23 protein-coding genes are annotated in these 25362 nt (G+C 49.5%); 7 read left to right on the top strand and 16 right to left on the bottom strand.

What is annotated here, in order from left to right:
• Positions 1 to 27: 27 nt before the first annotated feature.
• The gene (gene gmhB, locus ACMHKJ_RS12130) at positions 28 to 582 is read right to left on the bottom strand and encodes a D-glycero-beta-D-manno-heptose 1,7-bisphosphate 7-phosphatase (RefSeq protein ID WP_413494240.1); all 555 of its coding nucleotides are present in this window, start codon (positions 580 to 582) and stop codon (positions 28 to 30) included.
• 169 nt (positions 583 to 751) lie between these two features.
• Between gmhB and metN the strand changes: the two genes are divergently transcribed.
• The 6 genes from metN to proS all read left to right on the top strand — a co-directional run bounded on the left by metN (position 752) and on the right by proS (position 6431).
• A complete protein-coding gene (gene metN, locus ACMHKJ_RS12135; protein ID WP_413494242.1) occupies positions 752 to 1786 on the top strand; it encodes a methionine ABC transporter ATP-binding protein MetN in 1035 nt (344 codons plus the stop codon).
• A complete protein-coding gene (locus tag ACMHKJ_RS12140; RefSeq protein WP_150385062.1) occupies positions 1779 to 2432 on the top strand; it encodes a methionine ABC transporter permease MetI in 654 nt (217 codons plus the stop codon). Before metN ends, ACMHKJ_RS12140 begins: the two co-directional genes overlap by 8 nt.
• A gap of 58 nt (positions 2433 to 2490) precedes the next feature.
• Complete coding sequence (locus ACMHKJ_RS12145) at positions 2491 to 3306, top strand: MetQ/NlpA family lipoprotein (RefSeq protein ID WP_067365668.1); 816 nt, start codon at positions 2491 to 2493, stop codon at positions 3304 to 3306.
• 171 nt (positions 3307 to 3477) lie between these two features.
• The gene (rcsF, locus tag ACMHKJ_RS12150) at positions 3478 to 3888 is read left to right on the top strand and encodes an Rcs stress response system protein RcsF (protein WP_413494244.1); all 411 of its coding nucleotides are present in this window, start codon (positions 3478 to 3480) and stop codon (positions 3886 to 3888) included.
• The gene (gene tsaA, locus ACMHKJ_RS12155; RefSeq protein WP_413494246.1) at positions 3881 to 4588 is read left to right on the top strand and encodes a tRNA (N6-threonylcarbamoyladenosine(37)-N6)-methyltransferase TrmO; all 708 of its coding nucleotides are present in this window, start codon (positions 3881 to 3883) and stop codon (positions 4586 to 4588) included. The genes rcsF and tsaA overlap by 8 nt, the downstream gene beginning before the upstream one ends.
• 121 nt (positions 4589 to 4709) lie before the next feature.
• Positions 4710 to 6431, top strand: a complete 1722-nt coding sequence (gene proS / locus ACMHKJ_RS12160) for a proline--tRNA ligase (protein ID WP_413494248.1) — start codon at positions 4710 to 4712, stop codon at positions 6429 to 6431.
• A gap of 73 nt (positions 6432 to 6504) precedes the next feature.
• Here the strand turns inward: proS and nlpE are convergent, their stop codons facing one another.
• Positions 6505 to 7164 (bottom strand): envelope stress response activation lipoprotein NlpE, encoded by a 660-nt coding sequence (nlpE, locus tag ACMHKJ_RS12165; protein WP_413494250.1) that lies wholly within the window; start codon positions 7162 to 7164, stop codon positions 6505 to 6507.
• 267 nt (positions 7165 to 7431) lie between these two features.
• On the opposite strand from nlpE, the gene rof reads away from it, so the two are divergent.
• A complete protein-coding gene (gene rof, locus ACMHKJ_RS12170; RefSeq protein WP_413494252.1) occupies positions 7432 to 7698 on the top strand; it encodes a Rho-binding antiterminator in 267 nt (88 codons plus the stop codon).
• Here the strand turns inward: rof and tilS are convergent.
• From tilS to ispC, 14 genes are all read right to left on the bottom strand, one after another.
• Positions 7676 to 9058, bottom strand: coding sequence for a tRNA lysidine(34) synthetase TilS (gene tilS / locus ACMHKJ_RS12175; protein WP_413494253.1), 1383 nt, complete (start codon positions 9056 to 9058; stop codon positions 7676 to 7678). The two genes, rof and tilS, sit on opposite strands and share 23 nt — an antisense overlap.
• 9 nt (positions 9059 to 9067) lie before the next feature.
• On the bottom strand, positions 9068 to 10027 hold the full coding sequence (gene accA, locus ACMHKJ_RS12180; RefSeq protein WP_067365653.1) for an acetyl-CoA carboxylase carboxyl transferase subunit alpha: 960 nt from the start codon (positions 10025 to 10027) through the stop codon (positions 9068 to 9070).
• Between the two features lie 12 nt (positions 10028 to 10039).
• On the bottom strand, positions 10040 to 13519 hold the full coding sequence (dnaE, locus tag ACMHKJ_RS12185) for a DNA polymerase III subunit alpha (RefSeq protein ID WP_413494256.1): 3480 nt from the start codon (positions 13517 to 13519) through the stop codon (positions 10040 to 10042).
• A 10-nt stretch (positions 13520 to 13529) separates the two neighbouring features.
• Positions 13530 to 14126, bottom strand: a complete 597-nt coding sequence (gene rnhB / locus ACMHKJ_RS12190) for a ribonuclease HII (protein WP_413494257.1) — start codon at positions 14124 to 14126, stop codon at positions 13530 to 13532.
• On the bottom strand, positions 14126 to 15280 hold the full coding sequence (gene lpxB / locus ACMHKJ_RS12195) for a lipid-A-disaccharide synthase (protein WP_413494259.1): 1155 nt from the start codon (positions 15278 to 15280) through the stop codon (positions 14126 to 14128). The genes rnhB and lpxB overlap by 1 nt, the downstream gene beginning before the upstream one ends.
• Before the next feature lie 14 nt (positions 15281 to 15294).
• Positions 15295 to 16086, bottom strand: a complete 792-nt coding sequence (gene lpxA, locus ACMHKJ_RS12200) for an acyl-ACP--UDP-N-acetylglucosamine O-acyltransferase (RefSeq protein ID WP_413494261.1) — start codon at positions 16084 to 16086, stop codon at positions 15295 to 15297.
• A gap of 3 nt (positions 16087 to 16089) precedes the next feature.
• Entirely contained in the window at positions 16090 to 16542 is a 453-nt protein-coding gene (fabZ, locus tag ACMHKJ_RS12205; RefSeq protein WP_067401649.1) for a 3-hydroxyacyl-ACP dehydratase FabZ, read from the bottom strand.
• Positions 16543 to 16768: 226 nt separating this feature from the next.
• Complete coding sequence (gene lpxD, locus ACMHKJ_RS12210) at positions 16769 to 17797, bottom strand: UDP-3-O-(3-hydroxymyristoyl)glucosamine N-acyltransferase (RefSeq protein WP_413494263.1); 1029 nt, start codon at positions 17795 to 17797, stop codon at positions 16769 to 16771.
• 3 nt (positions 17798 to 17800) lie between these two features.
• Positions 17801 to 18301, bottom strand: a complete 501-nt coding sequence (locus ACMHKJ_RS12215; RefSeq protein WP_067401644.1) for an OmpH family outer membrane protein — start codon at positions 18299 to 18301, stop codon at positions 17801 to 17803.
• 168 nt (positions 18302 to 18469) lie between these two features.
• Positions 18470 to 20863: an outer membrane protein assembly factor BamA gene (bamA, locus tag ACMHKJ_RS12220; RefSeq protein ID WP_413494265.1), complete on the bottom strand. Its 2394-nt coding sequence runs from the start codon at positions 20861 to 20863 to the stop codon at positions 18470 to 18472.
• Between the two features lie 37 nt (positions 20864 to 20900).
• Positions 20901 to 22256 (bottom strand): sigma E protease regulator RseP, encoded by a 1356-nt coding sequence (gene rseP, locus ACMHKJ_RS12225; RefSeq protein WP_413494266.1) that lies wholly within the window; start codon positions 22254 to 22256, stop codon positions 20901 to 20903.
• Positions 22257 to 22283: 27 nt separating this feature from the next.
• On the bottom strand, positions 22284 to 23141 hold the full coding sequence (cdsA, locus tag ACMHKJ_RS12230) for a phosphatidate cytidylyltransferase (RefSeq protein WP_413494268.1): 858 nt from the start codon (positions 23139 to 23141) through the stop codon (positions 22284 to 22286).
• Entirely contained in the window at positions 23134 to 23847 is a 714-nt protein-coding gene (gene uppS, locus ACMHKJ_RS12235) for a polyprenyl diphosphate synthase (protein ID WP_413494492.1), read from the bottom strand. The genes cdsA and uppS overlap by 8 nt, the downstream gene beginning before the upstream one ends.
• A 266-nt stretch (positions 23848 to 24113) precedes the next feature.
• Entirely contained in the window at positions 24114 to 25310 is a 1197-nt protein-coding gene (gene ispC / locus ACMHKJ_RS12240) for a 1-deoxy-D-xylulose-5-phosphate reductoisomerase (RefSeq protein WP_413494270.1), read from the bottom strand.
• Positions 25311 to 25362: the final 52 nt, after the last annotated feature.

Genomic DNA, 25362 nt, shown 5'->3' on the forward strand with positions numbered 1-25362 from the left:
ATGTTTTTTAGATTATTTTGCGATTTTTTATACAGCTTTAAGCAGTGCCGGTAGATCTGCAATACTATTAATGACTATGTCAGCTGCTGCTTCGGCTTCTTCAGTCAGTGGTTTACCGGTGCGTACCAGAACCGTTTTCCCCACTTTCGCTGCACGACCAGCCTGCATGTCTTCAAATTTATCGCCTACCATATAAGAGTTACTCATATCTATATCAAGTTGCTGCTGTGCATCCAGTAACATGCCCGGCGCAGGTTTGCGGCAATTACATACCTGGCGGTACTCTTCAACGGTGCCTTCAGGATGATGAGGACAATAATAGATACCATCCAAATCAACGCCGCGGTCCGCCAGTGACCAGTCCATCCACTCAGTAAGGTGCATGAATTGATCTTCGGTAAACATACCGCGTGCGATGCCTGACTGGTTTGTGACTATAATTAATGCGTAGCCCATTTGTTTGATGGTCTGCATTGCTTCAATGGCGTTATCAATAAACTGAAAATCATCACTCTCATGGAGATAGCCGGTATCAATATTAATTGTGCCGTCTCTGTCCAGAAATACTGCGGGGATACCCATGGTTACACTCTTATTTCGTCATCAGTAATGCGTTTAGTATCGCTTATTTAAGAACGAATGAGAATGCAGCCTGATAACTAAATCCTGTTGACTTAGACGTCCAGACATCTTAACATCCGGAAATCATCTGGTGAAAACCAGTTTCACGTAACAAGGTAATAATAATTACATGATAAAGCTGACAAATATAAACAAGGTTTTTCAGCAGGGTCATCTCGAGATTCAGGCGCTTTCTGATATTAACCTGCATGTCCCGAAAGGGCAGATTTATGGTGTGATTGGGGCATCCGGTGCCGGAAAAAGTACACTTATCCGCTGCGTGAATATGCTGGAACGTCCTACCTCGGGTCAGGTGCTCGTGGGGGAGCATGACCTTACAAAGATGAACGATAAAGAATTAACCCGTGCCCGCCGCGGGATCGGGATGATTTTTCAGCACTTCAACCTGCTTTCTTCCCGCACCGTGTTCGGTAACATTTCATTGCCGCTCGAGCTGGACCGCGTACCTGCCGCAGAGATTGAAAAGCGGGTTGCCACATTACTGGACCTGGTTGGTTTGTCTGATAAGCGGGATGCCTACGCAGCAAACCTGTCCGGCGGGCAAAAACAGCGTGTTGCCATTGCCCGCGCACTGGCAAATGAGCCGGATGTTTTACTGTGTGATGAAGCCACCAGCGCCCTTGATCCTGCGACAACCCGCTCGATTCTGGCGCTGTTAAAAGATATCAACCGCCGCCTGGGACTTACCATCCTGCTTATCACTCATGAAATGGACGTGGTCAAACGGATTTGTGATCAGGTTGCGGTTATCAGTGGCGGGCAGCTGATTGAGCAAAACAGTGTGAGCGAAGTGTTCTCTCACCCGAAAACACCTGTCGCGCAAGCCTTTATTGAATCCACGCTGCACCTGGATGTTCCGGAAGATTATCTTGCCCGGTTACAGCCGGAGCCGTCTGAAGGTCTGGGACCGTTACTGAAACTTGAGTTTACCGGGCAATCTGTTGATGCGCCGCTGATTTCAATTGCATCACGCCGGTTTAATATTGATATCAGTATATTAAGTTCGCAGATGGATTACGCAGGTGGTGTGAAGTTTGGTGTCATGCTGGCTGAACTTGACGGCAACAGTCCGCAGGATGTTCAGGCGGCAATCGCCTTCCTGAAAGAACACCACGTCAAAGCAGAGGTTCTCGGTTATGTCTGAAGGAATGATTTTACTGTTAGTTAAAGGCATCTGGGAAACACTGGTGATGACATTTTCATCGGGCTTTCTCGGGTTTCTGATCGGCCTGCCGGTCGGTGTACTGTTATATATCACGCGTTCCGGACAGATTGCAGACAACAAGAGTCTGTATCATACCCTGTCAACACTGGTGAATATTTTCCGGGCCATCCCGTTCATTATTTTGCTGGTGTGGATGATCCCGTTTACCCGGATAATCATCGGTACGTCTATCGGGTTAGAAGCGGCAATTGTCCCGCTGACAGTCGGTGCGGCACCGTTTATTGCCCGCATGGTAGAAAATGCATTATTAGAGATCCCGTCAGGGCTGATTGAAGCTTCCCGCGCAATGGGTGCCACACCGTTGCAAATCGTCAGAAAGATTCTGCTGCCGGAAGCATTACCGGGACTGATTAACGCCGCAACTATTACTCTGATAACACTTGTGGGTTACTCCGCAATGGGGGGAGCGGTTGGTGCAGGCGGGCTCGGGCAAATAGGGTATCAGTACGGTTATGTCGGTTATAACGCAGTAGTAATGAATACGGTATTAGCATTATTAGTTGTTTTGGTCTTTATTATTCAGGTATGTGGTGACCGTTTAGTTAAAGCTGTTACACACAAATAAGCGTCTCTTTGCGCCGCACAAACTGCGGATGCACCTTAAACAGAACGAGGAAAAAATAATGGCTTTTAAATTAAAATCGGTTGTCATTGCAGGTGCTTTGCTGGGGTCATTAGTTCTGGCGGGCTGCGGACAAAATGAAAAAGACCCGAAGAGTATTAAAGTGGGCGTTATTGTCGGGGCTGAACAGCAAGTTGCTGAAGTCGCACAAAAAGTCGCAAAAGATAAGTATGGTCTGAATGTTGAGTTAGTCACATTCAATGATTACGTCATGCCGAATGAAGCGCTCAGCCGCGGGGATATCGACCTTAATGCTTTCCAGCATAAGCCGTATCTTGATCAGCAGATTAAAGATCGCAACTATAAATTAGTGCCGGCGGGCAATACCTTTGTTTATCCGATTGCCGGATATTCAAAAAAGATCAAATCACTGGATGAATTACAGGACGGCGCTCAGGTTGCGCTACCAAATGATCCGACTAACTTAGGCCGCTCTCTGCTGCTGTTGCAGCAACAGGGATTAATCACACTAAAAGAAGGTACAGGTCTGCTGCCGACTGTGCTGGATGTGGCTGAAAACCCGAAAGGACTGAAGCTGATTGAGCTGGAAGCCCCGCAGTTACCACGCTCTCTGGATGATAATAAAATCGACCTGGCCATCATCAACACGACCTACGCCAGTCAAATCAACTTAACACCCGCTAAAGACGGCCTGTTTGTTGAAGACAAAAACTCGCCTTACGTAAACATTATTGTCTCACGCGAAGACAATAAAGACAGTGAGAATGTGAAGCAGTTTGTTAAGGCATATCAATCAGATGAAGTGTTTCAGGCTGCTGATAAAGTCTTTAATGGCGGTGCGGTAAAAGGCTGGTAATTAAGAATAACCGGCAAGTTCTTCCATCTTTAATTGAAGAATATTACACTAAGGGCGAACAATAGTTCGCCCTTTTTATTTCAATAATGATCATCAAATGCTTGTCATATAAATAATAATACTTATTTTGTTTTAATTACCTGTTTTGTATAGCCAGAGGATCCTATTTCCATGCGTGTGCTTATCGTAAGCCTGCTCACTTTTTTTATGGTGGGGTGTTCTGTCCGTGAAACACCCCGTGAACCGGAGCAACCCAAATATGCTGACCTGCGACTGAAAAAGCCGGTAAGTAAAAAAACCAAAACAACATCCTCGTCATCCCGTGTCAGGCTCTATACTCAAACGGAAGATCTGCTTGGCAAACCTTTCCGTGACCTGGGCGTTGTTTTAGGCCAGAATTGCCGGGAAACGGCGAAATCAGTGCCTGCCAGTATTCCGGCTGCCCGTAAACAAATGTTACGTCACGCCGGAAAAATGAAAGCCGATGCCGTGTTACTCCATCAGTGTGAAATAATCACCAGCAAGGATTGTGAACAACTGGCGGTTTGTGAAGGTACTGCAATTAAGGTTGATGATGTCTGAGTTTTCGTTTTCACCCATTGGTTTTATCCGGTCACCCTGGCAGGAGAAATTTGCGATCCCGCGCCAGCCCGGTCTGGTTGAAGACGGAACCGGCGAACTGCATTTTATTGCACCTTATAATCATGCCGATTGCGTCCGCGGACTGGAACAGTTCAGCCATGTGTGGATTATCTTTGTTTTTCATGAAATCCCCGCCGGCAGTTGGCGTCCGTTAGTTCGTCCCCCGCGCCTGGGCGGCAATGCAAAACTCGGCGTATTCGCCACCCGTTCCACTTACCGCCCTAATCCGGTTGGTATGTCACTGGTCAGGCTCAACGAAATTCGTTACGAAGGTGAAACCGCCTACCTGTCACTTGGCAGCCTCGATCTCCTGAACGGCACACCAGTGCTGGATATCAAACCGTATCTGCCTTATGCTGAGTCAGTACCCGACGCTCAGGCCGGGTTTGCGCAGGAAGAACCGGCCGCTGATATGCCGGTGATATTCAGTTCTGCCGCACAGCACTTCATGATAGCTCAGTCCGCCCGTTATCCTGATTTAGCCCGCTTTATTACTCAGGTACTGGCGCAGGATCCGCGTCCGGCATATAAAAAGCAGCAGACTGATGACAAAATTTATGCTGTCCATTTGCTGGATTTTGATGTCCGCTGGCAGATCCGTAACGGCGTAACAGAAGTCATTAGTCTGGAAAACCGTTAAAAATATTTCCTCCCTCTTTTGGGGCGTGTCAGTCACTGGTAAACTGTCAGGCTTAATCTCACTTCTGCGCAGAATAACTCTGCGATAAGACATGTATTGTCGTTCTAATGGAACCTAAATAATGCGTACTACCCAATATCTGCTCTCTACTCTGAAAGAGACCCCTGCTGACGCCGAAGTGATCAGCCACCAGCTGATGCTGCGCGCCGGGATGATCCGTAAACTTGCTTCAGGTCTGTACAACTGGATGCCGACAGGCGTGCGCGTATTACGCAAAGTTGAAAAGATCGTGCGCGAAGAGATGGAAAATGCCGGTTCCCTGGAGATTTCCATGCCGGTTGTTCAGCCTGCGGATTTATGGCTGGAGAGCGGGCGCTGGGAACAATATGGTCCGGAACTGCTGCGTATTACCGATCGCGGTGATCGTCAGTTCGTACTGGGGCCGACACACGAAGAAGTGGTGACGGATATCATCCGTAACGAAGTCACCTCTTATAAACAACTGCCACTGAATGTGTTCCAGATCCAGACTAAGTTCCGTGATGAAGTCCGCCCGCGTTTTGGTGTGATGCGCTCGCGTGAATTTATCATGAAAGATGCGTATTCCTTCCATCTGACACAGGATTCACTTCAGGAAACCTATGACCTGATGTATCAGGCGTACAGCAAAATTTTCACCCGCATCGGGCTGGATTTCCGTGCTGTTATGGCAGACACAGGCTCTATCGGCGGCAGCGCCTCTCACGAATTCCAGGTTCTGGCACAAAGTGGTGAAGATGATGTGATCTTCTCCTCTGAATCAGACTATGCGGCAAATATCGAGCTGGCAGAAGCAGTCTGCAATATCACTGAACGTCCTGCTGCACAAAAAGCAATGGAACTGATTGATACACCGGATGCAAAAACAATTGCAGAACTGGTTGAGCAATTCAGTCTGCCAATCGAAAAAACAGTGAAAACACTGATTGTCCGTGCCAGCGAAGAAAGTGGTCATAAACTGGTTGCTCTGCTGGTTCGTGGTGACCATGAACTCAATGAAGTTAAAGCAGAAAAACATCCGTTAGTTGCTTCTCCGTTTGAGTTTGCAACAGAAGAAGAGATTCGCGCAGAGCTGAACGCGGGTCCGGGTTCATTAGGACCGGTAAATCTGCCGCTGCCGGTTGTTGCTGACCGCACAGTTGCCATGATGAGTGATTTCGGCGCCGGGGCTAACATCGACGGAAAACATTATTTCGGTATCAACTGGGAGCGCGATGTTGCACTCCCGGATGTGGCTGATATCCGTAATGTTGTTGCGGGTGACCCGAGCCCGGATGGCAAAGGCACGCTGATGATCAAACGCGGAATTGAAGTCGGTCATATCTTCCAGCTCGGTAAAAAATATTCCGAAGCACTGAAAGCGACTGTTCAAAACGAAGCCGGTCATAACGAAGTGGTCTTTATGGGTTGTTACGGCATCGGGGTCACCCGTATTGTTGCGGCGGCGATTGAACAAAACTTTGATGATCGCGGAATAATCTGGCCGGATGCTATCGCACCATTCCAGGTTGCGTTACTGCCGATGAATATGCACAAGTCATACCGCGTGAAAGAAGTTGCGGAAAAACTCTATGCAGACCTCACCGCGCAAGGCATTGAAGTGCTCTTTGATGATCGTAAAGAGCGTCCGGGTGTGATGTTTGCTGATATGGAACTGCTCGGCATACCGCATACCATTGTTATCGGTGATCGCAATCTCGACAGCGGTGTTATCGAATACAAATATCGCCGCAGCGAAGACAAATCACTGATCGCACTGGATGATGCAGTCAGTATTCTGAAAGAAAAAATCATTAACGTCTGATTGTTAAGGTGCTAAATGTCAAAAGGCTGAGCGGATGCTCAGCCTTTTTTGTACCGGTCACACAACGGATGACTTATTTACAGCCGCGTGATTTATCTAAAACAGATTTGCCGGTCTGGATAAGAGCCTGATCAAACTGACCATCTTCCATGGATGGGCGGATACTGTAATACCCTTCCACTTCCATATAAACCGGTGTACCGCCTTCGACGCCCAGTTTACTGTAACCGCGCTCTAACCCAAGATTATCTGCCACAGCATAAACAACGCCGGTTTCACAATCTTTAAAGGTTGCAGCATCAGCAAGATAACGGTATTCCCCTTTCAGCTGCACGGGTTTTACCATTCTCAGGGTGTAGTTCAGATCAGACTCGATCGTATTCCCTTCGGTATCCAGCATCACCAGGGATTTATCCTGTGGATCGTAATAAGATCTCTGCCCCGTGGTATCGGTGAAACGGAATTTATCTCCGTCTTTCGCCCAGGTACCGGTTTCGAAAAATGTCTTGTTCCCGTCACGGGTTTCCAGATAGGTCCGCTGCATCACATAAGTGCCATCAGTTTCCAGCAGCACAGTCACACCCATTCCGCTGCAATCGGCGCACGGAACAACACCCGAATAGGCACGATCAAGTACGTGTACTTCTGCCGTCGGTGTTACCGATACTGTAGAGCTACAGGCAGTTATGCTGAAAATACCCACTGCCAGCAAGAATTTTGTCAGATTTTTCATATTTATCCTCCTGAACATCAATTGAGTTAATGTTAACAAATTGATTGTCAGTTTTTGTATATTCCAGATTTTTCAGACTATTACGCATTTCTTGTTCAGCTTATCAGCGATTTAGAAGAAAACAGTGATAAACAATACGTTTGCTCATAATAAAATATAATCATTAATAGCCAATATGCTAACTATGATATAATCTGCCGGAAGCGATGAGGCTATTTGAATAACCATCAGCGGATGATACCGCGATCAGAAGTATGGTGAGGGAATATGTCTACAGAAAATGAGTATCAACCAATTAATTGCGATGATTATGATAACCTCGAACTGGCCTGCCAGAACCATATGGTACTGGAAGTGACCTTACAGGGAGGGGATGTTCTGACAGGAAAAGCAACCGATCTGGTACTCAGAAAAAAAGTGGAGTACCTCGTTGTCAGTATTGACAGCGAATTGCGTGAGCTTCGTCTGGACGCGATTATCAGTTACAATCATCCCGACCTGGGAACAGTGGTTATTGATCACTCACCGTCCTGAATCTATCCACAACCCCGCCAGCGGGGTTGTCTTTTGTCCGCACAATATATAATTTTGCCTCATTCGCTTCCCCTTCCCGCGTCACAAATATTCCCGGAGCTGCAATCAATGTGTCGTTATACCAGAGCAGCGGTGTGCGATCGCGCAGCCAGGGGGCAACATGAAGCTCCTGCCACAGTTTTTTCGCTGATCGTCTGCGATCACGCCCCGAAATATGAAGATTCCCCTGCAATCCGAAACGAACGGTAACCTGCTCATCTGCTTTTGGTGGCCGCACGACTGAAAACAGATCAGTCAGATCAGGTGCCTCTGTTGTGTACAAATATCCGGCATCATCCGGTAAGATCAAAACAGATACCATATTCCATCGCAGGCAATGCGTTGATAATCCCGTGATTTTATCAACAGCAAACAATCTTCCCTGATAGCGGCAAATAGTCCGGGGCTTCACAAAGTACCCCGGTTCAGCATCCGGTTTTGCCAGCGCAACTTCCTGCCAGATTAGCGCGAGCTGATGCTGTGACGGCATCAGAGCGCCACATTGATCCAGCCAGCGACGTAATATTGCATTTCGTTTTATCGCAGACATTGCCAGCAACGGACTGACAGATAATCCGTGGTTACTGTCTGTCAGCTGAGCCAGTTCAGGTAAGAGCAGTTCATCAAGCAGCGCTTCCTGCTCCGCACAAAGTGAGGCACTACGGGAAACGGCATGAGCAAAGTGTGGCCAGCGGGTATTGAGATGCGGCAGAACGGAATGGCGGAGAAAATTGCGGTCATAGCGAACATCGCCGTTGCTGTCATCCTCAACCCAGGTCAGGTGATTGATTTCAGCATAATGCTCAAGCTGTACACGACTGAAAGAGAGTAACGGGCGGATAAGTGAATGCCCGCCGAAGTCCATATTTTCTGCCATTGCAGAAAGCCCGGCAGGACCGCTGCCGCGCTTTAATGCCAGAAAAAATGTCTCACACTGGTCATCAAGATGCTGTGCCGTTACCAGAGCTTCATCCGGTGCAATAATATCGCGGAAGGCCTGATAACGCGCCTCGCGGGCTGCTGCTTCAATCCCTTTCTGACGGGGATCAACCTGTACCGGACACATAAGAAAAGGAACGGAATATTCCTCACAAAATGCACGGCAATGCGCAGCCCAGCTATCTGCCAGCGGATTTAATCCGTGGTGAATATACACCGCACGCAGCCGGAGATCCGGACGCTCTGTTATCTGCCACTGCCGCAGAGCATGCAGCAGGACAGTCGAATCCAGCCCGCCGCTCAGACCCGCCAGCAATGCCCGCTGTGTGCTGAACACACAGCGGAACGTGGCAAAAAGCTGATCGTCAAAGGCTGTATTCACAACAAATTATCAGCAGTAGCCGTAGCTCATCAGGCGCTCATAGCGACGATTTGCCAGAGACTCACTGTCCAGTTTATCAAGATCAGCCAAATCCGCCAGAATTTGCGCTTTCAGTGATGCTGCCACCGCATCATAGTTCCGGTGCGCGCCGCCCAGTGGCTCAGGGATCACGCTGTCGATCAGTTTCAGCTCTTTCAGACGCGGTGCTGTAATGCCCATTGCTTCTGCGGCAATCGGTGCTTTATCGGCACTTTTCCACAAAATAGAAGCACAGCCTTCCGGAGAAATAACAGAATAGGTGCTGTATTGCAGCATGTTTACTTTATCACCAACCGCAATCGCCAGTGCACCACCAGAACCCCCCTCTCCCACAACCGTACAGATAGTCGGGACTTTCAGGCGGGACATTTCACGCAGGTTACGGGCAATCGCTTCTGACTGACCACGCTCTTCCGCACCCACACCAGGATATGCGCCCGGTGTATCGATAAAGGTGATAATCGGCAGCTTAAAGCGCTCAGCCAGTTCCATCAGACGCAGCGCTTTGCGATACCCTTCCGGTGCCGGCATACCAAAGTTACGGCGGATTTTCTCTTTGGTTTCGCGCCCTTTCTGGTGCCCGATAATCATGACCGGACGACCTTCAAGACGGGCGATTCCACCGACAATGGCTTTATCATCCGCATACGCGCGATCACCTGCCAACTCCTGAAAATCGGTAAAGATCAGTCTGACATAATCCAGTGTATACGGACGACGCGGATGGCGTGCCAGTTGTGCAATCTGCCATGCGCCTAAATCTGCAAAAATTTTACGCGTCAGTTCCAGACTCTTCGCCCGTAAGCGTTCAACTTCTTCATCCAGGTTAATATCGAGTGATTCATCCTGGCGGCTAACCGCGGTAAGCGAATCAATTTTCGCCTCTAACTCGGCAATCGGCTGTTCAAAATCCAGAAAATTAAGACTCATAATGTTCCTATTTTAGTCAAATTCTAATTCTACCTGCTCATTACCCAGCAGAGTTCGCAGATCAGTCAGAAGGGTATCGGTTGGTGTTACCCGCCATGTTGCGCCGAATCGCATCCGCGCTCTGGCATCTTCCTTCTGATAATAAAGATGAACCGGTATTGTCCCGGAACGGTGCGGTTCAAGCGCACCGCGCAACCGGTGCAGCAGTTGTTCGTCAATTTGCCCGTCCGTGAGCGAGATAGCAAGCCCCCGCGCATATTTTTCACGCGCTTCGCTGATATCCAGCAGTTCCCTGACCACCATTTTAAGCCCGCCGCTGAAATCATCAAAGCTGACCTGTCCGGAGGCAATCAGAATGCGATCTTGTTCAAGCAGGTGCTGGTAGCGTTCCAGTGCATCAGAAAATAACATAATATCCAGCCGGCCGGAACGATCATCCAGTGTACACACGCCGATCCGGTTACCCCGTTTCGTGGTGATCACTTTTGACGCCAGCACCAGCCCGACGACGGTTGTCATTTGCCCGCGCGGTGTCGGGTTCACATCTTTCAGACGCAGACCATTAGTATAGCGTTCAATCTCTTTAAGGTAGCGGTTTATCGGATGCCCGGTCAGATAGAGACCCAGCGTTTCCCGCTCACCTTCCAGAATAATTTCTTCCTGCCATTTCGGGATATTGGCATAAGAGCGTTCCACCTGCTCCGGCGCTTCGGCTAATACCCCGAACATGTCCGCCTGACCAATGGCTTCCGCTTTGGCATGCTGATCCGCCGCTTTCAGCGCATCTTCCAGCGCTGACATCAGTGCTGCGCGATGCGGTCCCAGCCGGTCAAATGCCCCGGACATAATGAGTTTTTCCATCATGCGTCGGTTCAGTTTTTTGGTTTCCGTGCGGGCGCATAAATCAAAGATATCTTTGAAATGTCCCTCTTCGCGGGCTTCCAGAATGGCTTCTATAGGCCCTTCACCAACACCTTTAATCGCCCCGATACCATAAACTATCTCACCTTCATCATTCACATGGAAGTGATACAGTCCGCTATTGATATCCGGCGGTAATACTTTGAGCCCCATTCGCCAGCATTCATCCACCAGCCCGACGACTTTTTCCGTGTTATCCATATCAGCAGTCATTACCGCTGCCATAAATTCCGCCGGATAGTGTGCCTTGAGCCACAGAGTCTGATAAGACACCAGTGCATAAGCTGCGGAGTGAGATTTGTTAAATCCGTACCCGGCGAATTTTTCCACCAGGTCAAAGATTTTCATCGATAGCTCTGCATCAACGCCATTTTTTATCGCGCCGTCCCGGAATACCGAGCGCTGCTTCGCCATCTCTTCCGGTTTTTTCTTACCCATTGCACGGCGCAGCATATCCGCGCCGCCCAGAGTATAACCCGCCAGCACCTGAGCAATCTGCATCACCTGCTCCTGATAGAGGATGATGCCGTAGGTTGGTTCAAGCACGGGTTGCAGAGATTCATGCTGCCATTCCACATCCGGATACGAAATCGCTTCCCGTCCGTGTTTGCGGTCGATAAAGTTATCTACCATGCCCGATTGCAGCGGTCCCGGGCGGAACAACGCGACCAGGGCTATCATATCTTCAAAGCTGTCCGGACGCAGGCGTTTGATCAGATCTTTCATCCCGCGGGATTCAAGCTGGAAAACAGCCGTTGTTTCCGAGCGTTGCAGCATGTCAAAACTTTTCTGGTCATGCAGCGGGATCGTCGCAATATCAACCAGCGGCTTACCGTTCTTCAGGTTGTGCGGGTTAATCATTCCCAGCGCCCAGTCGATAATGGTCAGTGTCCGCAGCCCGAGGAAGTCAAACTTCACCAGACCGGCGTATTCCACATCATTTTTATCAAACTGCGTAACCGGATTTTCCCCTTCCGCATCGCAGTAAAGCGGGGCGAAATCGGTAATTTTTGTGGGGGCAATAACCACACCACCGGCGTGTTTACCGGCGTTACGCGTGACACCTTCAAGGATCCGCGCCATATCAATCAGCGATCTGACTTCCTCATCGGCTTCATAAACTTCACCGAGCTGAGGTTCTGCGGCAAACGCTTTTTCCAGTGTCATACCGGGATCCGGCGGTACCAGTTTTGAAATACGATCAACAAAGCCGTACGGATGACCCAGCACACGGCCGACATCGCGGATAACCGCTTTTGCCGCCATAGTACCAAAAGTAATGATCTGTGAAACCGCATCCCGCCCGTACATGTCGGCGACATGATCAATAACCATGTCACGTTTTTCCATACAGAAGTCGACGTCAAAGTCAGGCATGGAAACACGTTCCGGGTTTAAGAACCGCTCAAACAGAAGATCAAACTCCAGCGGATCCAGATCGGTAATTTTCAGGGAATACGCCACCAGCGAACCGGCACCGGAACCACGCCCGGGACCAACCGGAACATCATTATCTTTTGACCACTGGATAAATTCCATCACGATCAGGAAGTAACCGGGGAACCCCATCTGGTTGATAACTTTAAGTTCAATTTCCAGACGCTCGTCATACTCCGGACGCCGCTTTACGCGCTCATCCGGGTCCGGGAACAAGGACGCCAGACGCTCTTCCAGGCCTTCCAGTGAGCATTTGACCAGGAAATCTTCCGTGCTCATATCCCCGGTCGGGAATTGCGGCAGGAAATACTCACCGAGAAGAATGGTGACGTTACAACGCTTAGCAATCTCAACGCTGTTTTGCAGAGCTTCCGGGATGTCTGCGAATAACTCACACATCTCTTCTTCACTGCGCAGGTATTGCTGAGGGCTGTAGTTTTTCGGGCGTTTCGGATCGACTAATGTAAAGCCGTCATGGATAGCCACGCGGATCTCATGGGCATCAAAATCGTCACTCTTAATAAAGCGGACATCATTTGTCGCCACGACCGGCAGCGATTTTGCTGTCGCAAGTTCAACGGCAGCATGCAGATAACTCTCTTCATCCGGGCGGCCTGTGCGGATAAGCTCCAGATAATAACTGTCGGGGAAATGTGTCTGCCAGAATTCCAGTGCCTGCTCTGCCAGCACATTATTGCCGCGCAGCAGGAATTTACCCACATCGCCCATACGACCACCGGAGAGAATGAGCAATCCCTCTTTGTGATTGACCAGCCATTCACGCAAAATAGTTGGTCCCTGTGCGCCGTACCCTTTCTGGTACGCTTCAGAGATAAGTAATGTCAGATTCTGGTAGCCGATATTATTACGGGCAAGAATAGTCAATGATGCAAGTTCATCACCAAGCAGCTCACTTTCCATCAGGAAATCAGCCCCGACAATCGGTTTGACCCCTGCACCATGGGCACTGCCATAGAATTTCACCAGCCCGCACAGGTTGGTGAAGTCAGTGATAGCCAAAGCAGGCATATTCATGGACGCAACTTTTTTGACCAACGTACCGGTTTTTGCCAGTCCGTCAATCATGGAATAATCACTGTGGATATTCAGGTGAACAAAACGCGGATCCGCCATTACACAATCCTCACTTACTTACCCCGGTCAGCACACGGCGAACCGGTGCAAAACTGGTGCGGTGATGCTCTGTCGCGCCATATTTTTCCAGCATGGCAAAATGCAGCGCGGTCGGGTACCCCTTGTGTTTTGCAAAGCCATACTGCGGATACAGTTTGTCCAGCTCTGCCATTTCGCGGTCACGCGTCACTTTTGCCAGTATTGATGCCGCACTGATTTCAGGAACAAGTCCGTCACCTTTAATCACCGCCAGCGCCGGGACACCAAAGTCCGGGGCTTTATTACCATCGACCAGCACAAATCCCGGACGAATAGCTAACCCGGCAACCGCGCGCTGCATGGCAACAAATGTCGCCTGCAAAATATTTATCTGATCAATTTCTGCCGCTTCTGCGCGACCCAGGCTCCAGTACAGTGCTTTTTCCTGAATCTCAATAAACAAGCGCTCACGTTTTTTTTCGCTGAGCTTTTTGGAATCCATTAATCCGTCAATCGGATTTGCCGGATCCAGGATCACGGCTGCGGTAACCACGGCACCGACTAACGGTCCGCGTCCGACTTCATCCACACCCGCAATGAATGTGGCTTTCGGATAAATAAAATCCATTATTGACTCGCTATATCCAGTACGGCCTGTGCAGCCTGATTGTCTGCATCCAGACGGATTTTCTGATGTAATTCCAGGAATGTCTCTCTGAGTCCGTCTACCGCTTCACCGCCCTGTAACAAAGGCAGCAGGGCAGTAGCCAGCAGATCACTGCGGCACTCATCCTGTAACAGTTCCGGCACAATTTCCCTACCGGCTAACAGGTTCGGCAGTGATACATAGGGGGTTTTTACCAGACGCTTCGCCAGCCAGAAAGTAAAGGGCTTCATACGGTAGCCCACGACCATCGGACATTTTGCCAGCATGCATTCCAGTGCAGCCGTTCCGGATGCAAGCAAAGCGGCATCGGATGCGATCATGGCATCGCGGGCGCGACCATCCAGCAGATGAACAGTAAGATCAGGTGCAACCTCCTGTTTTATGGCTTCAAATTCTGCGCGGCGCTTTGCATTTACCAACGGAACCACAATCTGTAAGTCCGGCAGTGTTTCGCGCAGCTGCTGTGCTGTTTTAAGGAAATCACCGCTGAGCATAGAGACTTCAGCGTGACGGCTGCCCGGCAACATCGCCAGACAAGGCGCGGTGAGAGAGAGTCCCAGCGCATCACGGGCAGCAGTTTTATCGGGTTGCAGCGGCAGAGAGTCCGCCATGGTGTGACCTATAAAACGGCATGGCACATTATATTTATCATAAAACGCTTTTTCAAACGGCAAAAATGCCAGCACCAGGTTGGTTGATTTGCCGATTTTAAAGACCCGTTTCTGCCGCCACGCCCAGACGGACGGACTGACATAATGGATTGTTTTAATGCCTGATGATTTTAAACGGCCTTCCAGCGTGATATTGAAATCAGGCGCATCAATGCCGACAAAAACATCCGGTTTCAGTGCGCGGAAACGCCGGGTAAGGTCACGGCGGACAGAAAGCAGCCGTGGCAAACGCCCCAGCACTTCCACAATCCCCATGACTGCCAGCTCTTCCATTTCATACCAGGTTTCGCAGCCTTCGGCCTGCATCAGCGGGCCGGCAACGCCGACAAAGCGGACATCAGGACATTTTTCTCTGAGTGCGCGCATTAAGCCTGCGCCAAGAATGTCACCGGAGGTTTCTCCGGCAACTATACCTATCGTGAGCGGACGAGGTGATACCGACATGGCAGCCCCCGCAATTACGGACGGATGATGCCGCGTTCTGCGGAATCCAGGAAATCAGCGAAGGTTTTAACGTGAACGTTTTCTTTCGCCAGTTCAGCCAACTGCTCTTTGGCTTCTGCCAGCGTCAGATTGTTGCGGTACAGTACTTTATAGGCATTCTGTAACGCACTGATATCTTCTTTGGTAAAACCACGGCGTTTCAGGCCTATAGCATTCAGGCCATACGCGGTAACATGATTTCCCTGTGCAATCAGGAACGGCGGGACATCCTGTGCCACACCGGAACAGCCACCGATCATGGCATGGGCACCAATACGGCAAAACTGATGAACAGCTGATAAACCGCCGAGAATGACGTAGTCATCCAGCGTAACGTGTCCTGCCAGCGTACCGTTGTTGGCAATGATACAGTGGTTGCCGACAACACAGTCGTGGGCAACGTGCGCATTGATCATCAGCAGGTTATCGTTACCGATGCGGGTAACACCCGTATCCTGCGCCGTACCCCGGTGAATAGTGACACTTTCACGGATGCGGTTACGATCACCAATCTCAACACGGGTCGGCTCACCGTTGTATTTCAGATCCTGGTTTACTTCACCAATGGAAGCAAACTGGAAGATCTGATTATCGCGGCCAATTTTAGTGTGACCATTGATAACAACGTGGGATTTGATATCAGTCCCTTCGCCGATTTCAACATCTGCCCCGATACAGCAAAAAGGACCGATGCGAACGTTAGCACCAATAACAGCACCATCTTCAATGATTGAAGACGGATGGATCACGGCGGTTTTATCAATCATTTATCAGCCCTCACGGCGGCGTGCGCACATCATCGTGGCTTCGCAGGCAACTTCTCCGTCAACTTTCGCGACACCCGTGAAACGGGCGACTCCGCGTCGTTCTTTCAGGAAAGTCACTTCAAGGATCATTTGATCTCCCGGCAGTACCGGACGCTTGAAGCGGCAATCATCAATCGCTGCAAAATAATAAAGCTCGCCGGGTTCTAATTTACCGAGACTTTTGAATGCCAGAATACCTGTGGCCTGTGCCATAGCTTCCAGAATCAGGACGCCCGGAAAAATCGGTTTACCCGGGAAATGCCCCTGGAAGAACGGCTCATTAAACGATACGTTTTTAACCGCACGTAAAAAACGACCTTCTTCAAAATTCAGCACGCGATCCACTAATAAAAATGGGTAACGGTGCGGAAGGAGCTCTAAAATTTCATCAATATTGAGAGTATGGTTATCACTCATCAGAATACTCTTCCTGTCTCTTTGTCATATTTATTATAAATAACACGGCCTGCTATACCCTTATTCATTCAAACTGCAGGTTCGTTGGCGGCACTCCGCCCGCCGGGTCACATAGTTTACCTATGCTCCCCAGCGGGCGGAGCTTACCGCCTTCCTGCAACTTGAATGACGTTGGGCAGATACCCGTAATATGGTCAGCAGGCCGCAAAAATCGCTGAATACGCGGTTACTTTTCGTCGTTATCCATCTGCCGTTCAACCGCCTTGAGACGCTTGTTGATTTCGTTGATATTCATTACCAACGCAGCAGTTTTACGCCAGGTTTTATTTGGCTGTAACGGAATACCAGAGGAGTACACACCCGGTTCAGTGATAGGACGCATGACCATTCCCATGCCTGTCACAACGACGCGATCGCAAATTTCCATATGACCATTAATGACGCTTGCCCCGCCAATCATACAGTTACGACCGATTTTCAGACTCCCCGCCATAATCACACCACCGGCAACCGCCGTGTTGTCACCGATTATAACGTTATGCGCAATCTGGCACTGGTTATCAATGATAACACCATTACCGATCACTGTATTTTCTAATGCACCCCGGTCAATCGTGGTACAGGAGCCGATTTCAACCCGGTCGCCGATAATAACGGAACCCAGCTGAGGAATTTTAACCCACTGACCGCGATCATTTGCATAGCCAAATCCGTCCGCACCAATAACGGTATTCGAATGAACAAGACAAGCTTCGCCAATCACAATCTCATGGTAAACAGTGACATTCGCCCAGATACGGGTTTTGGCACCGATTTGTGTATTTTTACCGACAAATGAACCGGCACCGATAATAACATTGTCACCCAGCACAACGCCGGATTCAATCACTGCATTTGCACCAACGCAGACATTGTTCCCGAGGGATGCTGACGGGTCAATCACCGCAGAAAGATGAATATCCACCGCCGGAGCCGGCGTGGTGTCCATAATCTGTGCCATGTATGCATACGCCAGGTACGGGTCTTTGACAACCAATGCAGCGACCTGACAAAACGGTAAATCACCTTCACGCAATACTACCGCGCCAGCCTGACAATCGGTCAGTTTTTCACGGTAACGGGCATCAGACAGGAAAGTAATTTGCCCGCTGTTTGCTGAATGCATGGGTGCGATACCGGTGATAGCAATATCGCCATCACCGTGTAACGTTGCATTCAACTGCTGAGCGAGGTCAGCTAATCGAATGGAAGACATTAATTATTTAACCTGTTTCAGAACATCAGCAGTGATATCAATACCGGATACAGAATACGCTACTGCATTTGCATCGATAACAACGTCATATCCGCCTTTCGCTGCAACAGATTTCACTGCATCTTCAACACGTTTCATGACTTTGCCGCGCTCTTCCATCTGACGTTTCTGGAAATCCTGGTCAAATGTCTGTGCTTTTTTAGCGAAATCAGCACGTTTGGCGTCGAATTCACCAGCCAGTTTCTGACGCTCGCTGTCTTTCATGGTTGCGCCGTCTTTCTGCAGTTTCTGAGCACGGGTTTGCAGATCTTTTTCTAAACTCTGCAGATCAGTACCACGGCTTTTGAATTCACTTTCCAGCTGTTTAGCTGCCGCTTCACGGCCCGGCATCTTCTGAACAACTTCACCGATATTCACAACCGCGATTTTATCAGCAGCCTGAGCAGCACCGGCAGACATCGCTAACACCATTCCCACGCTGGCAGCAGTTAATAACTTTTTCACAATAAAACCCCTTAAACCCATTCATTGGTTGGATATTAAACCCAATGGTAAAGATTCTCTTTGCACACTGAGCGTACTGGCTATTACGCATGATAATTACGCATATACCCTTATTCATTCAAACTGCAGGTTCGTTGCCTGCATCCCGAATGACGTCGGGTATCGTAATTACCAGGTCTTACCGATATTAAACTGGAACTGTTCGGTCCGGTCACCCTCGTAGTCTTTGATTGGTCTCGCATAAGAGAAGACCAACGGCCCGAGCGGAGAAATCCACTGAAGCGCGACACCGGAAGAGACACGGATATTTCCTGCTTTGCTGTAATCCGGAATACCGAGTTTTTGCATTTCTGCCGTATTATCCCAGTTGGTATCCCACACTGTACCGGCATCCACAAACAGAGATGTCCGGACAGAGTTTGTGTATTTCTCGTCGATAAACGGCGTTGGCGTAATCAGCTCAAGGCTGGCCACTGCCATTGCGTTACCACCGATAGCATCACGCGACGGACTGTCTGATTTAGGTTTACCGTTACTGTCCAGATAAATCGCTTTCGGACCAATAGTATTGGAGCGGAAGCCACGAACAGTACCGGAGCCACCTGCATAGAAGTTCTCATAGAACGGCAGTTCTTTGCCGCTGAGTCCGTCACCAAAGCCTAAACGACCACGTCCCATCACAACCCAGCTGTTATTATCATCAATCGGATAATAACCGGTGGTATCGGCGATCAGCTTGTAGTATTCGTTATCAGAGCCGGGCACTGTCACTTTCGCACTGACGGTGGATTTCACCCCGGACGTCGGGAAGAACCCGCGGTCAAGGTTGTTGTACACCCATGCAGTGGTAAAGGTGAAGTCATCCGCACGGAATTCTTCACGATCTTTAAAGCCCGGAGTCTCACCCATTGATTCCAGGTAGCGCCACATAGCAACCTGTGGCTCCATACGGGACAGGGTATTATGCACGTAGCCCAGACCTAAACGGAATGAGTTATTTTCGTTGATAGGGAAGCCGAGTGTTCCGTCCACACCATAGGTTTTGTTGGTATAGCCGGACAGGTCTGCATCATCAGCACGGAAGTCGTTATAGAAAATACGACCACCCAGGCTCACACCATCCACCGTGAAGTACGGGTCTGTCAGTGACAGTTCCGCATAAGTGGAGTAGTCATTCTTGCTGGCGTTAGCCGCAACCTGATAACCCGTACCTAACCAGTTATCCTGAGTCACACCGACCTGGAAGCTGACGCCGCTTTCTGTCCCGAAGCCCACACCAAAGTTCAGGGAACCGGTGTTACGCTCTTTGACTTTATAGACAACATCGACCTGATCCGGCACGCCCGGTACACGCTGAGTTTCCACTTCGACGGTTTCAAAGAAACCGGTGCGGTTCAGGCGCTCTTTCCCGGTTTCCACCAGGTCATTACCTAACCATGCACCTTCCATCTGACGCATTTCACGGCGCAGAACAGAGTCTTTACTCACGTCATTACCGGCAAAACGGATCTGACGGACATAGAAACGGTTACCGGCATCCACATTGACATGTAGCGTAACGGTTTTATCTGCTTCATTAATTTCCGGCTGAGTCATGACGCGCGGATAAGCATAGCCATAACGACCAAGCATATTTTTGACATCATTCTCCATTTTGGTGACTTGCGTACCATTATAGAGTGAACCCGGCTCGATCATTGTCAGTTCAGTGATTTCAGCAGAATGTCCGGCTGTTTCACCGGCAACCTGAACGCCGGCAATCTGATACTGCTCGCCTTCGGTCACGTTAACCGTGATATAAATGCCTTTTTTATCCGGCGTCAGACTGACCTGAGTCGAATCAATATTAAATTTGGCGTAACCGCGATCCAGATAAAAGCTGCGTAACGTTTCAAGGTCACCAGCCAGTTTCTGTTTCTGGTATTTCTGGTCAGCCGCCAGGTTCCACCACGGTACATCATCACGCAGCTGGAAACGGTTCACCAGTTCTGCGGTAGTAAACGTGTCGTTACCCACGATATTGATTTGCTGAATAGTGGCAGAAACCCCTTCAGCAAAAACAAATTTAACATCAATACGGTTACGCGGAAGCGGTGTTACAACAGCTTTAACTGTCGCATTGTATTTACCGACACTGTGATAGAAATCTTCCAGCCCCTTTTCAATGTTTGCCAACATCGTCCGGTCAAGCGCTTCACCAACACGAATGTTGGAGGCTTCCAGATTCTGTTTGAGCATGTCATCCTTCACGGATTTATTGCCCGAGAAAGTAATATTTGCAATGGTCGGACGTTCTTTTACCTGAACCAGCAATGCATTACCATCACGCAGGACGCGGACATCTTCAAAGTTACCTGTCGCGAAGAGTGCGCGAATGGTACGACCGATATCTTCGTCACTGGCCGTGTCTCCGACACGAACAGGCATGTTCAGTAATGCAGCACCAACGGCGACGCGCTGAAGACCTTCAAACTGAATGTCCTGAACCACGAATCCGTCTGAACCGTATGCAGTGAAGCTGCCAAGCAGCAGCGACGCTATGAGCAACTTTTTCATCGCCATCGTTGTTATGCGTTTTCCTTACCGGTCCCCTGCTTCTTCAGAAGCGGGAGAAATCATTAAAAAGTGCAAGCCCCATCAACAATATCAGTGCAATTACACCAATACGATAACTGAAGTCTTGTACACGCTCGGACACCGGCCCGCCTTTTATCTTCTCGATAAGCAGGAATAACAGGTGTCCACCATCTAAAACGGGCAGCGGGAACAGGTTAATGATCCCTAAATTGACGCTAATCAGCGCCAGAAACATCAGATAATACACTAAGCCGGAATCGGCGGAAATACCGGCGCCTTTCGCAATTGATACCGGGCCGCTCAAATTATTGAGCTTCACATCACCGGTAATCAGTTTGCCGGTCATTTTCACCGTCAGCTGCATTAACTGCCAGGTCTTTCCGGTTGCCTCCGCAATCGCCTCTACCGGCCCGTACTGATGCTCGGTAATATATTGCGGGTCCAACGGAATGACATTTAATTCGACACCGGCAAAACCAATTTGTTTACTGCCTGTGCCACTTTTTACATCCGGTGTCAGCGGCACAATAATATGCTCACCACCACGCTCAATCAGTAAATCGAGCGTTTTACCGGGGCTATTACGCACAAATAATGTAAACGGTTGCCACGTAGTAACCGGCTCACCGCTCACTTTAACTATCCTGTCCCCCGGTTGTAAACCTGCTTTTTCAGCCGGTGCTCCGGGCGTCAGTGCTTTAATCAGATTTTCTGCCTTTGCTGTTACCGGCATAATACCCAGCGCCAGGATAGGGTCTTGTTTTTCAGGATCAAATTTCCAGCGGGTGAGATCCAGTCGTTTCTCAGCCGGAGCAGACCCCGGCTCCGGGGTCACATTCCAAACAGTGAAATCATCACCGATTTTACTGACCATCGCCATACGCACACTATTCCAGTCAGGCGTTTCGATACCATCAACGGAATTTAGTTCCATTCCCGGTAAAATATTTGCCTGTTCTGCAACCGAACCGGGCCGGATATCTGCCACAACCGGGCGGACTGCCGGGACACCAATCATGAACACAATCCAGTAAGCCACAATGGCTAACAGGAAATTAGCAATGGGTCCCGCGCTGACAACGGCGGCCCGTTGCCCGATCGTTTTATTATTAAACGCCAGATGGCGCAGCTCCGGTGCAACCGGTGCCACGCGTTCATCCAGCATTTTGACATAACCACCCAGCGGAATTAATGCGAGAACAAACTCAGTACCGTGTTTGTCTGTCCGCCGCCAGAGTGCTTTGCCGAAACCGACTGAAAACCGCTCAACGAAAATGCCGCAGCGCCGCGCCACCCAAAAGTGCCCGAACTCATGTACGGTAACTAAGATCCCCAGCGCAACAATAAATGCCGCTAAGTTCCAAATAAAAGTCATCATGCGCCTTTTGTCTGCTCCGGCTTGTTATTAAAAACCGGAGAATACTAACAAAATCAGACCGGCAAATACCGGTACTGCTGCCGTCAGGCTGTCAATGCGATCCATTACACCGCCGTGTCCGGGAATAAGCTGACTGCTGTCTTTCACGCCGGACTGGCGCTTAAACATGCTCTCTGTCAGGTCGCCGAATACGGAGATCAGAACCACAATGACAGAGACCGGAATCAGGTGCTCCGGTAAATTTTGTAACGGCGAATAGTGGCTGAATAACCAGGACACCAGCCCGGCGGTAATCAAGCCGCCCGCAAGGCCTTCCAGGGTTTTACCCGGTGAAACACGGGGTGCCATTTTGTGTTTACCCGTCAGGCGCCCGAATGCATAAGCACCGGAATCTGCCGCCCAGACCAGCAACATGACATACAGCAGCCACCAGGAGCCCTGATAGATATCTCCACCCGCATAACCTTGCGTGCGCAATACCATCATTCCGCTGTAAAACGGCACAATAGTCACGACGCCGAAGAGCAGACGGATAACCACCGAATTCTTCCACAATGCGGCTGATTTCGGGAAAGTAACCACTAACAGCACGGCACAAATCCACCAGGCCAGCGCCACCCACAAGCTGCCTGTTACGGCAGGAACCTCCGTCAGATAGTTCATATCCAGCGTCAGCTGCCACGCAGCCAGACCTGCTGCAAACACTAACCCGGTTACAATCCGTTGTCCCGCACCAAATAAACCGGCGAATTGCGCCCATTCCCAGCCACCCAGACCACACACGGCAATCACGACAAAACCAAAGGCTGCCGGAGGTAACATAAACAGCGCCAGAATGACCAGCGGAATTAAAATAATGGCAGTAATAAGACGGTATTTAAGCAACGTATCCTCCCGGTGTTTGCTCAGAATGTTCGTCCGGCGTGGTTCCGCCGAAGCGACGCTCACGCTGAGTAAAGGCCGTCACAGCATTACCAAACGCTGTTTCATTAAAATCCGGCCACAGAACCTCAGTAAAATAAAACTCCGCGTACGCCACCTGCCAAAGCAGGAAGTTACTGATACGATGCTCGCCACCGGTCCGGATAACTAAATCGATAGCAGGCTGTTCATGGAGAGAAATATAACGATTGATGTCCAGCTCGCTGACATCTTCAAGAGCCAGTTCACCGCGCTGAACTTCTGCGATGACCTGCTTCATACTGTTGGCAATATCCCAGCGCCCGCCATAGTTGGCGGCAATATTAAGTTGTAATCCGGTATTGCCGGCAGTCAGAACCTGCCCGCGGCGGATCCGTTCCTGCAAACGCGGACTGAAGCGGCTGACATCACCAATAACGGACAGTCTGACATTGTGTTTATGCAGACTTTTTACTTCATTATCCAGCGCAAAGACAAACAATTCCATCAGTGAATGGACTTCCTGTTCGGGACGGTTCCAGTTTTCACTGCTGAAAGCATAAAGTGTCAGCGATTTTATCTGATTTTTGATGGCAAAACTGACAGAGCTGCGGACTGATTTGATCCCTGCGCGGTGACCTGAAACACGCAGTTTTCCGCGTTTTTTTGCCCAGCGGCCGTTGCCGTCCATAATAATGGCGACATGCTGTGGTCCCGGCTTATCTGAGGCATTTTCACTGGATACTGTCACGCAAGTTAATCCTTTGAGATATCGGCTAATGCATGGCGTCTGACACAAAAACACCGTGTGAGATCACGGTGCGGATATCTGTCAGTCAATGATGACATCATGCGGTTATTAACCGGTCATTAAAATTCAAATTTATAGAAATCGTAACGCTGAACTATACCACTTGCGCTATTCACCCACAAACGCAACCCGTTAATATAAATTAATTACTTCGCGATATTTCTGATTGATTTCCGGGTCATCTCACGCGCTTCTTTATCAATAATAAGGACATCGTCAATCGACTGAGGTTCCGTAAACCGGTGATTTTCTACTACCATCCGGTTTATCTGTGCAATATCTGTGAAGCGGATTCTGTTTTGCAAAAATGCCTGAACGGTTTCTTCATTGGCCGCATTCATCGCCGTTGTCGCCGCCTGTCCGTCATCACAGGCCTCAATAGCCAGCTTCAGGCAAGGGTAGCGCTCATAATCCGGCGTTTCAAATGTCAGCCCGCCCATGCGGGTAAAATCCAGTCGTTCAGCACCGGCAGTCATGCGTGTTGGGTAACTCATCGAGTAACTGATCGGTGTGCGCATATCGGGGGTGCCCAGTTGCGCAATAATACTGCCGTCAGTGTAGCGCACCATGGAATGAATAACGGACTGCGGGTGGATAATCACTTCCATCTGCGCGGGAGATGCATTGAAGAAATAACGTGCCTCAATGTATTCAAGACCTTTATTCATCATAGTTGCGGAATCAACGGAGATTTTGCGCCCCATCGACCAGTTCGGATGTGCACAGGCCTGATCCGGTGTCATATTGACCAAATCAGCAAGTGCCGTTTCGCGAAAAGGCCCGCCGGAGCCCGTCAGAATAATGGAATCAATACCCGCAGCCTGTAAATCAGCATGACCCAGCGATAGCTGAACGTTCGTCGGCAGAGACTGAAAAATAGCATTGTGCTCGCTGTCGATGGGAAATAGCTCAGCACGGCTGGCACTCATTGCAGCAAAAAAGAGTCGTCCGCTGGTAATAAGCGCTTCTTTGTTAGCTAACAGAATACGCTTGTCCGCACGGATCGCGGCTAATGTCGGGAGCAGACCCGCCACGCCGGTTATTGCCGCCATCACCTGATCTATTTCATCCAGCTGAACCAGCTCGCAAATTGCATGGCTTCCGCTCAGCACTTCTGTTGCACTGCCATGAAGTTTCAGCTGTATCCGTAATTCACCGGCAGCCACTTCGTCAGATAACACCGCGTAGCGGGGTTTAAATTCCAGACACTGTTCAAACATTATCTGAACGTTTTTCCCGGCCGCCAGAACAACGACACGGAACAGATCAGGATGCTGGCGAACAAGGGAGAGTGTGCTTTTACCGATAGATCCCGTAGAGCCGAGGATTGCCAAACCTTTCATGGATAAGTTACTCAATGTTGCTTTATACCCTTATTCATTCAAACTGCAGGTT

The sequence above is a fragment of the Morganella psychrotolerans genome, assembly GCF_965118875.1.
Lineage (GTDB): Bacteria > Pseudomonadota > Gammaproteobacteria > Enterobacterales > Enterobacteriaceae > Morganella > Morganella psychrotolerans_C.

Coding starts and splice junctions, on each gene's coding strand:
- gmhB (WP_413494240.1), bottom strand. CDS start 582: ATGGGTATCCCCGCAGTATTTCTGGACAGAGACGGCACAATTAATATT.
- metN (WP_413494242.1), top strand. CDS start 752: ATGATAAAGCTGACAAATATAAACAAGGTTTTTCAGCAGGGTCATCTC.
- ACMHKJ_RS12140 (WP_150385062.1), top strand. CDS start 1,779: ATGTCTGAAGGAATGATTTTACTGTTAGTTAAAGGCATCTGGGAAACA.
- ACMHKJ_RS12145 (WP_067365668.1), top strand. CDS start 2,491: ATGGCTTTTAAATTAAAATCGGTTGTCATTGCAGGTGCTTTGCTGGGG.
- rcsF (WP_413494244.1), top strand. CDS start 3,478: ATGCGTGTGCTTATCGTAAGCCTGCTCACTTTTTTTATGGTGGGGTGT.
- tsaA (WP_413494246.1), top strand. CDS start 3,881: ATGTCTGAGTTTTCGTTTTCACCCATTGGTTTTATCCGGTCACCCTGG.
- proS (WP_413494248.1), top strand. CDS start 4,710: ATGCGTACTACCCAATATCTGCTCTCTACTCTGAAAGAGACCCCTGCT.
- nlpE (WP_413494250.1), bottom strand. CDS start 7,164: ATGAAAAATCTGACAAAATTCTTGCTGGCAGTGGGTATTTTCAGCATA.
- rof (WP_413494252.1), top strand. CDS start 7,432: ATGTCTACAGAAAATGAGTATCAACCAATTAATTGCGATGATTATGAT.
- accA (WP_067365653.1), bottom strand. CDS start 10,027: ATGAGTCTTAATTTTCTGGATTTTGAACAGCCGATTGCCGAGTTAGAG.
- dnaE (WP_413494256.1), bottom strand. CDS start 13,519: ATGGCGGATCCGCGTTTTGTTCACCTGAATATCCACAGTGATTATTCC.
- rnhB (WP_413494257.1), bottom strand. CDS start 14,126: ATGGATTTTATTTATCCGAAAGCCACATTCATTGCGGGTGTGGATGAA.
- lpxB (WP_413494259.1), bottom strand. CDS start 15,280: ATGTCGGTATCACCTCGTCCGCTCACGATAGGTATAGTTGCCGGAGAA.
- lpxA (WP_413494261.1), bottom strand. CDS start 16,086: ATGATTGATAAAACCGCCGTGATCCATCCGTCTTCAATCATTGAAGAT.
- fabZ (WP_067401649.1), bottom strand. CDS start 16,542: ATGAGTGATAACCATACTCTCAATATTGATGAAATTTTAGAGCTCCTT.
- lpxD (WP_413494263.1), bottom strand. CDS start 17,797: ATGTCTTCCATTCGATTAGCTGACCTCGCTCAGCAGTTGAATGCAACG.
- bamA (WP_413494265.1), bottom strand. CDS start 20,863: ATGGCGATGAAAAAGTTGCTCATAGCGTCGCTGCTGCTTGGCAGCTTC.
- rseP (WP_413494266.1), bottom strand. CDS start 22,256: ATGATGACTTTTATTTGGAACTTAGCGGCATTTATTGTTGCGCTGGGG.
- uppS (WP_413494492.1), bottom strand. CDS start 23,847: ATGGACGGCAACGGCCGCTGGGCAAAAAAACGCGGAAAACTGCGTGTT.
- ispC (WP_413494270.1), bottom strand. CDS start 25,310: ATGAAAGGTTTGGCAATCCTCGGCTCTACGGGATCTATCGGTAAAAGC.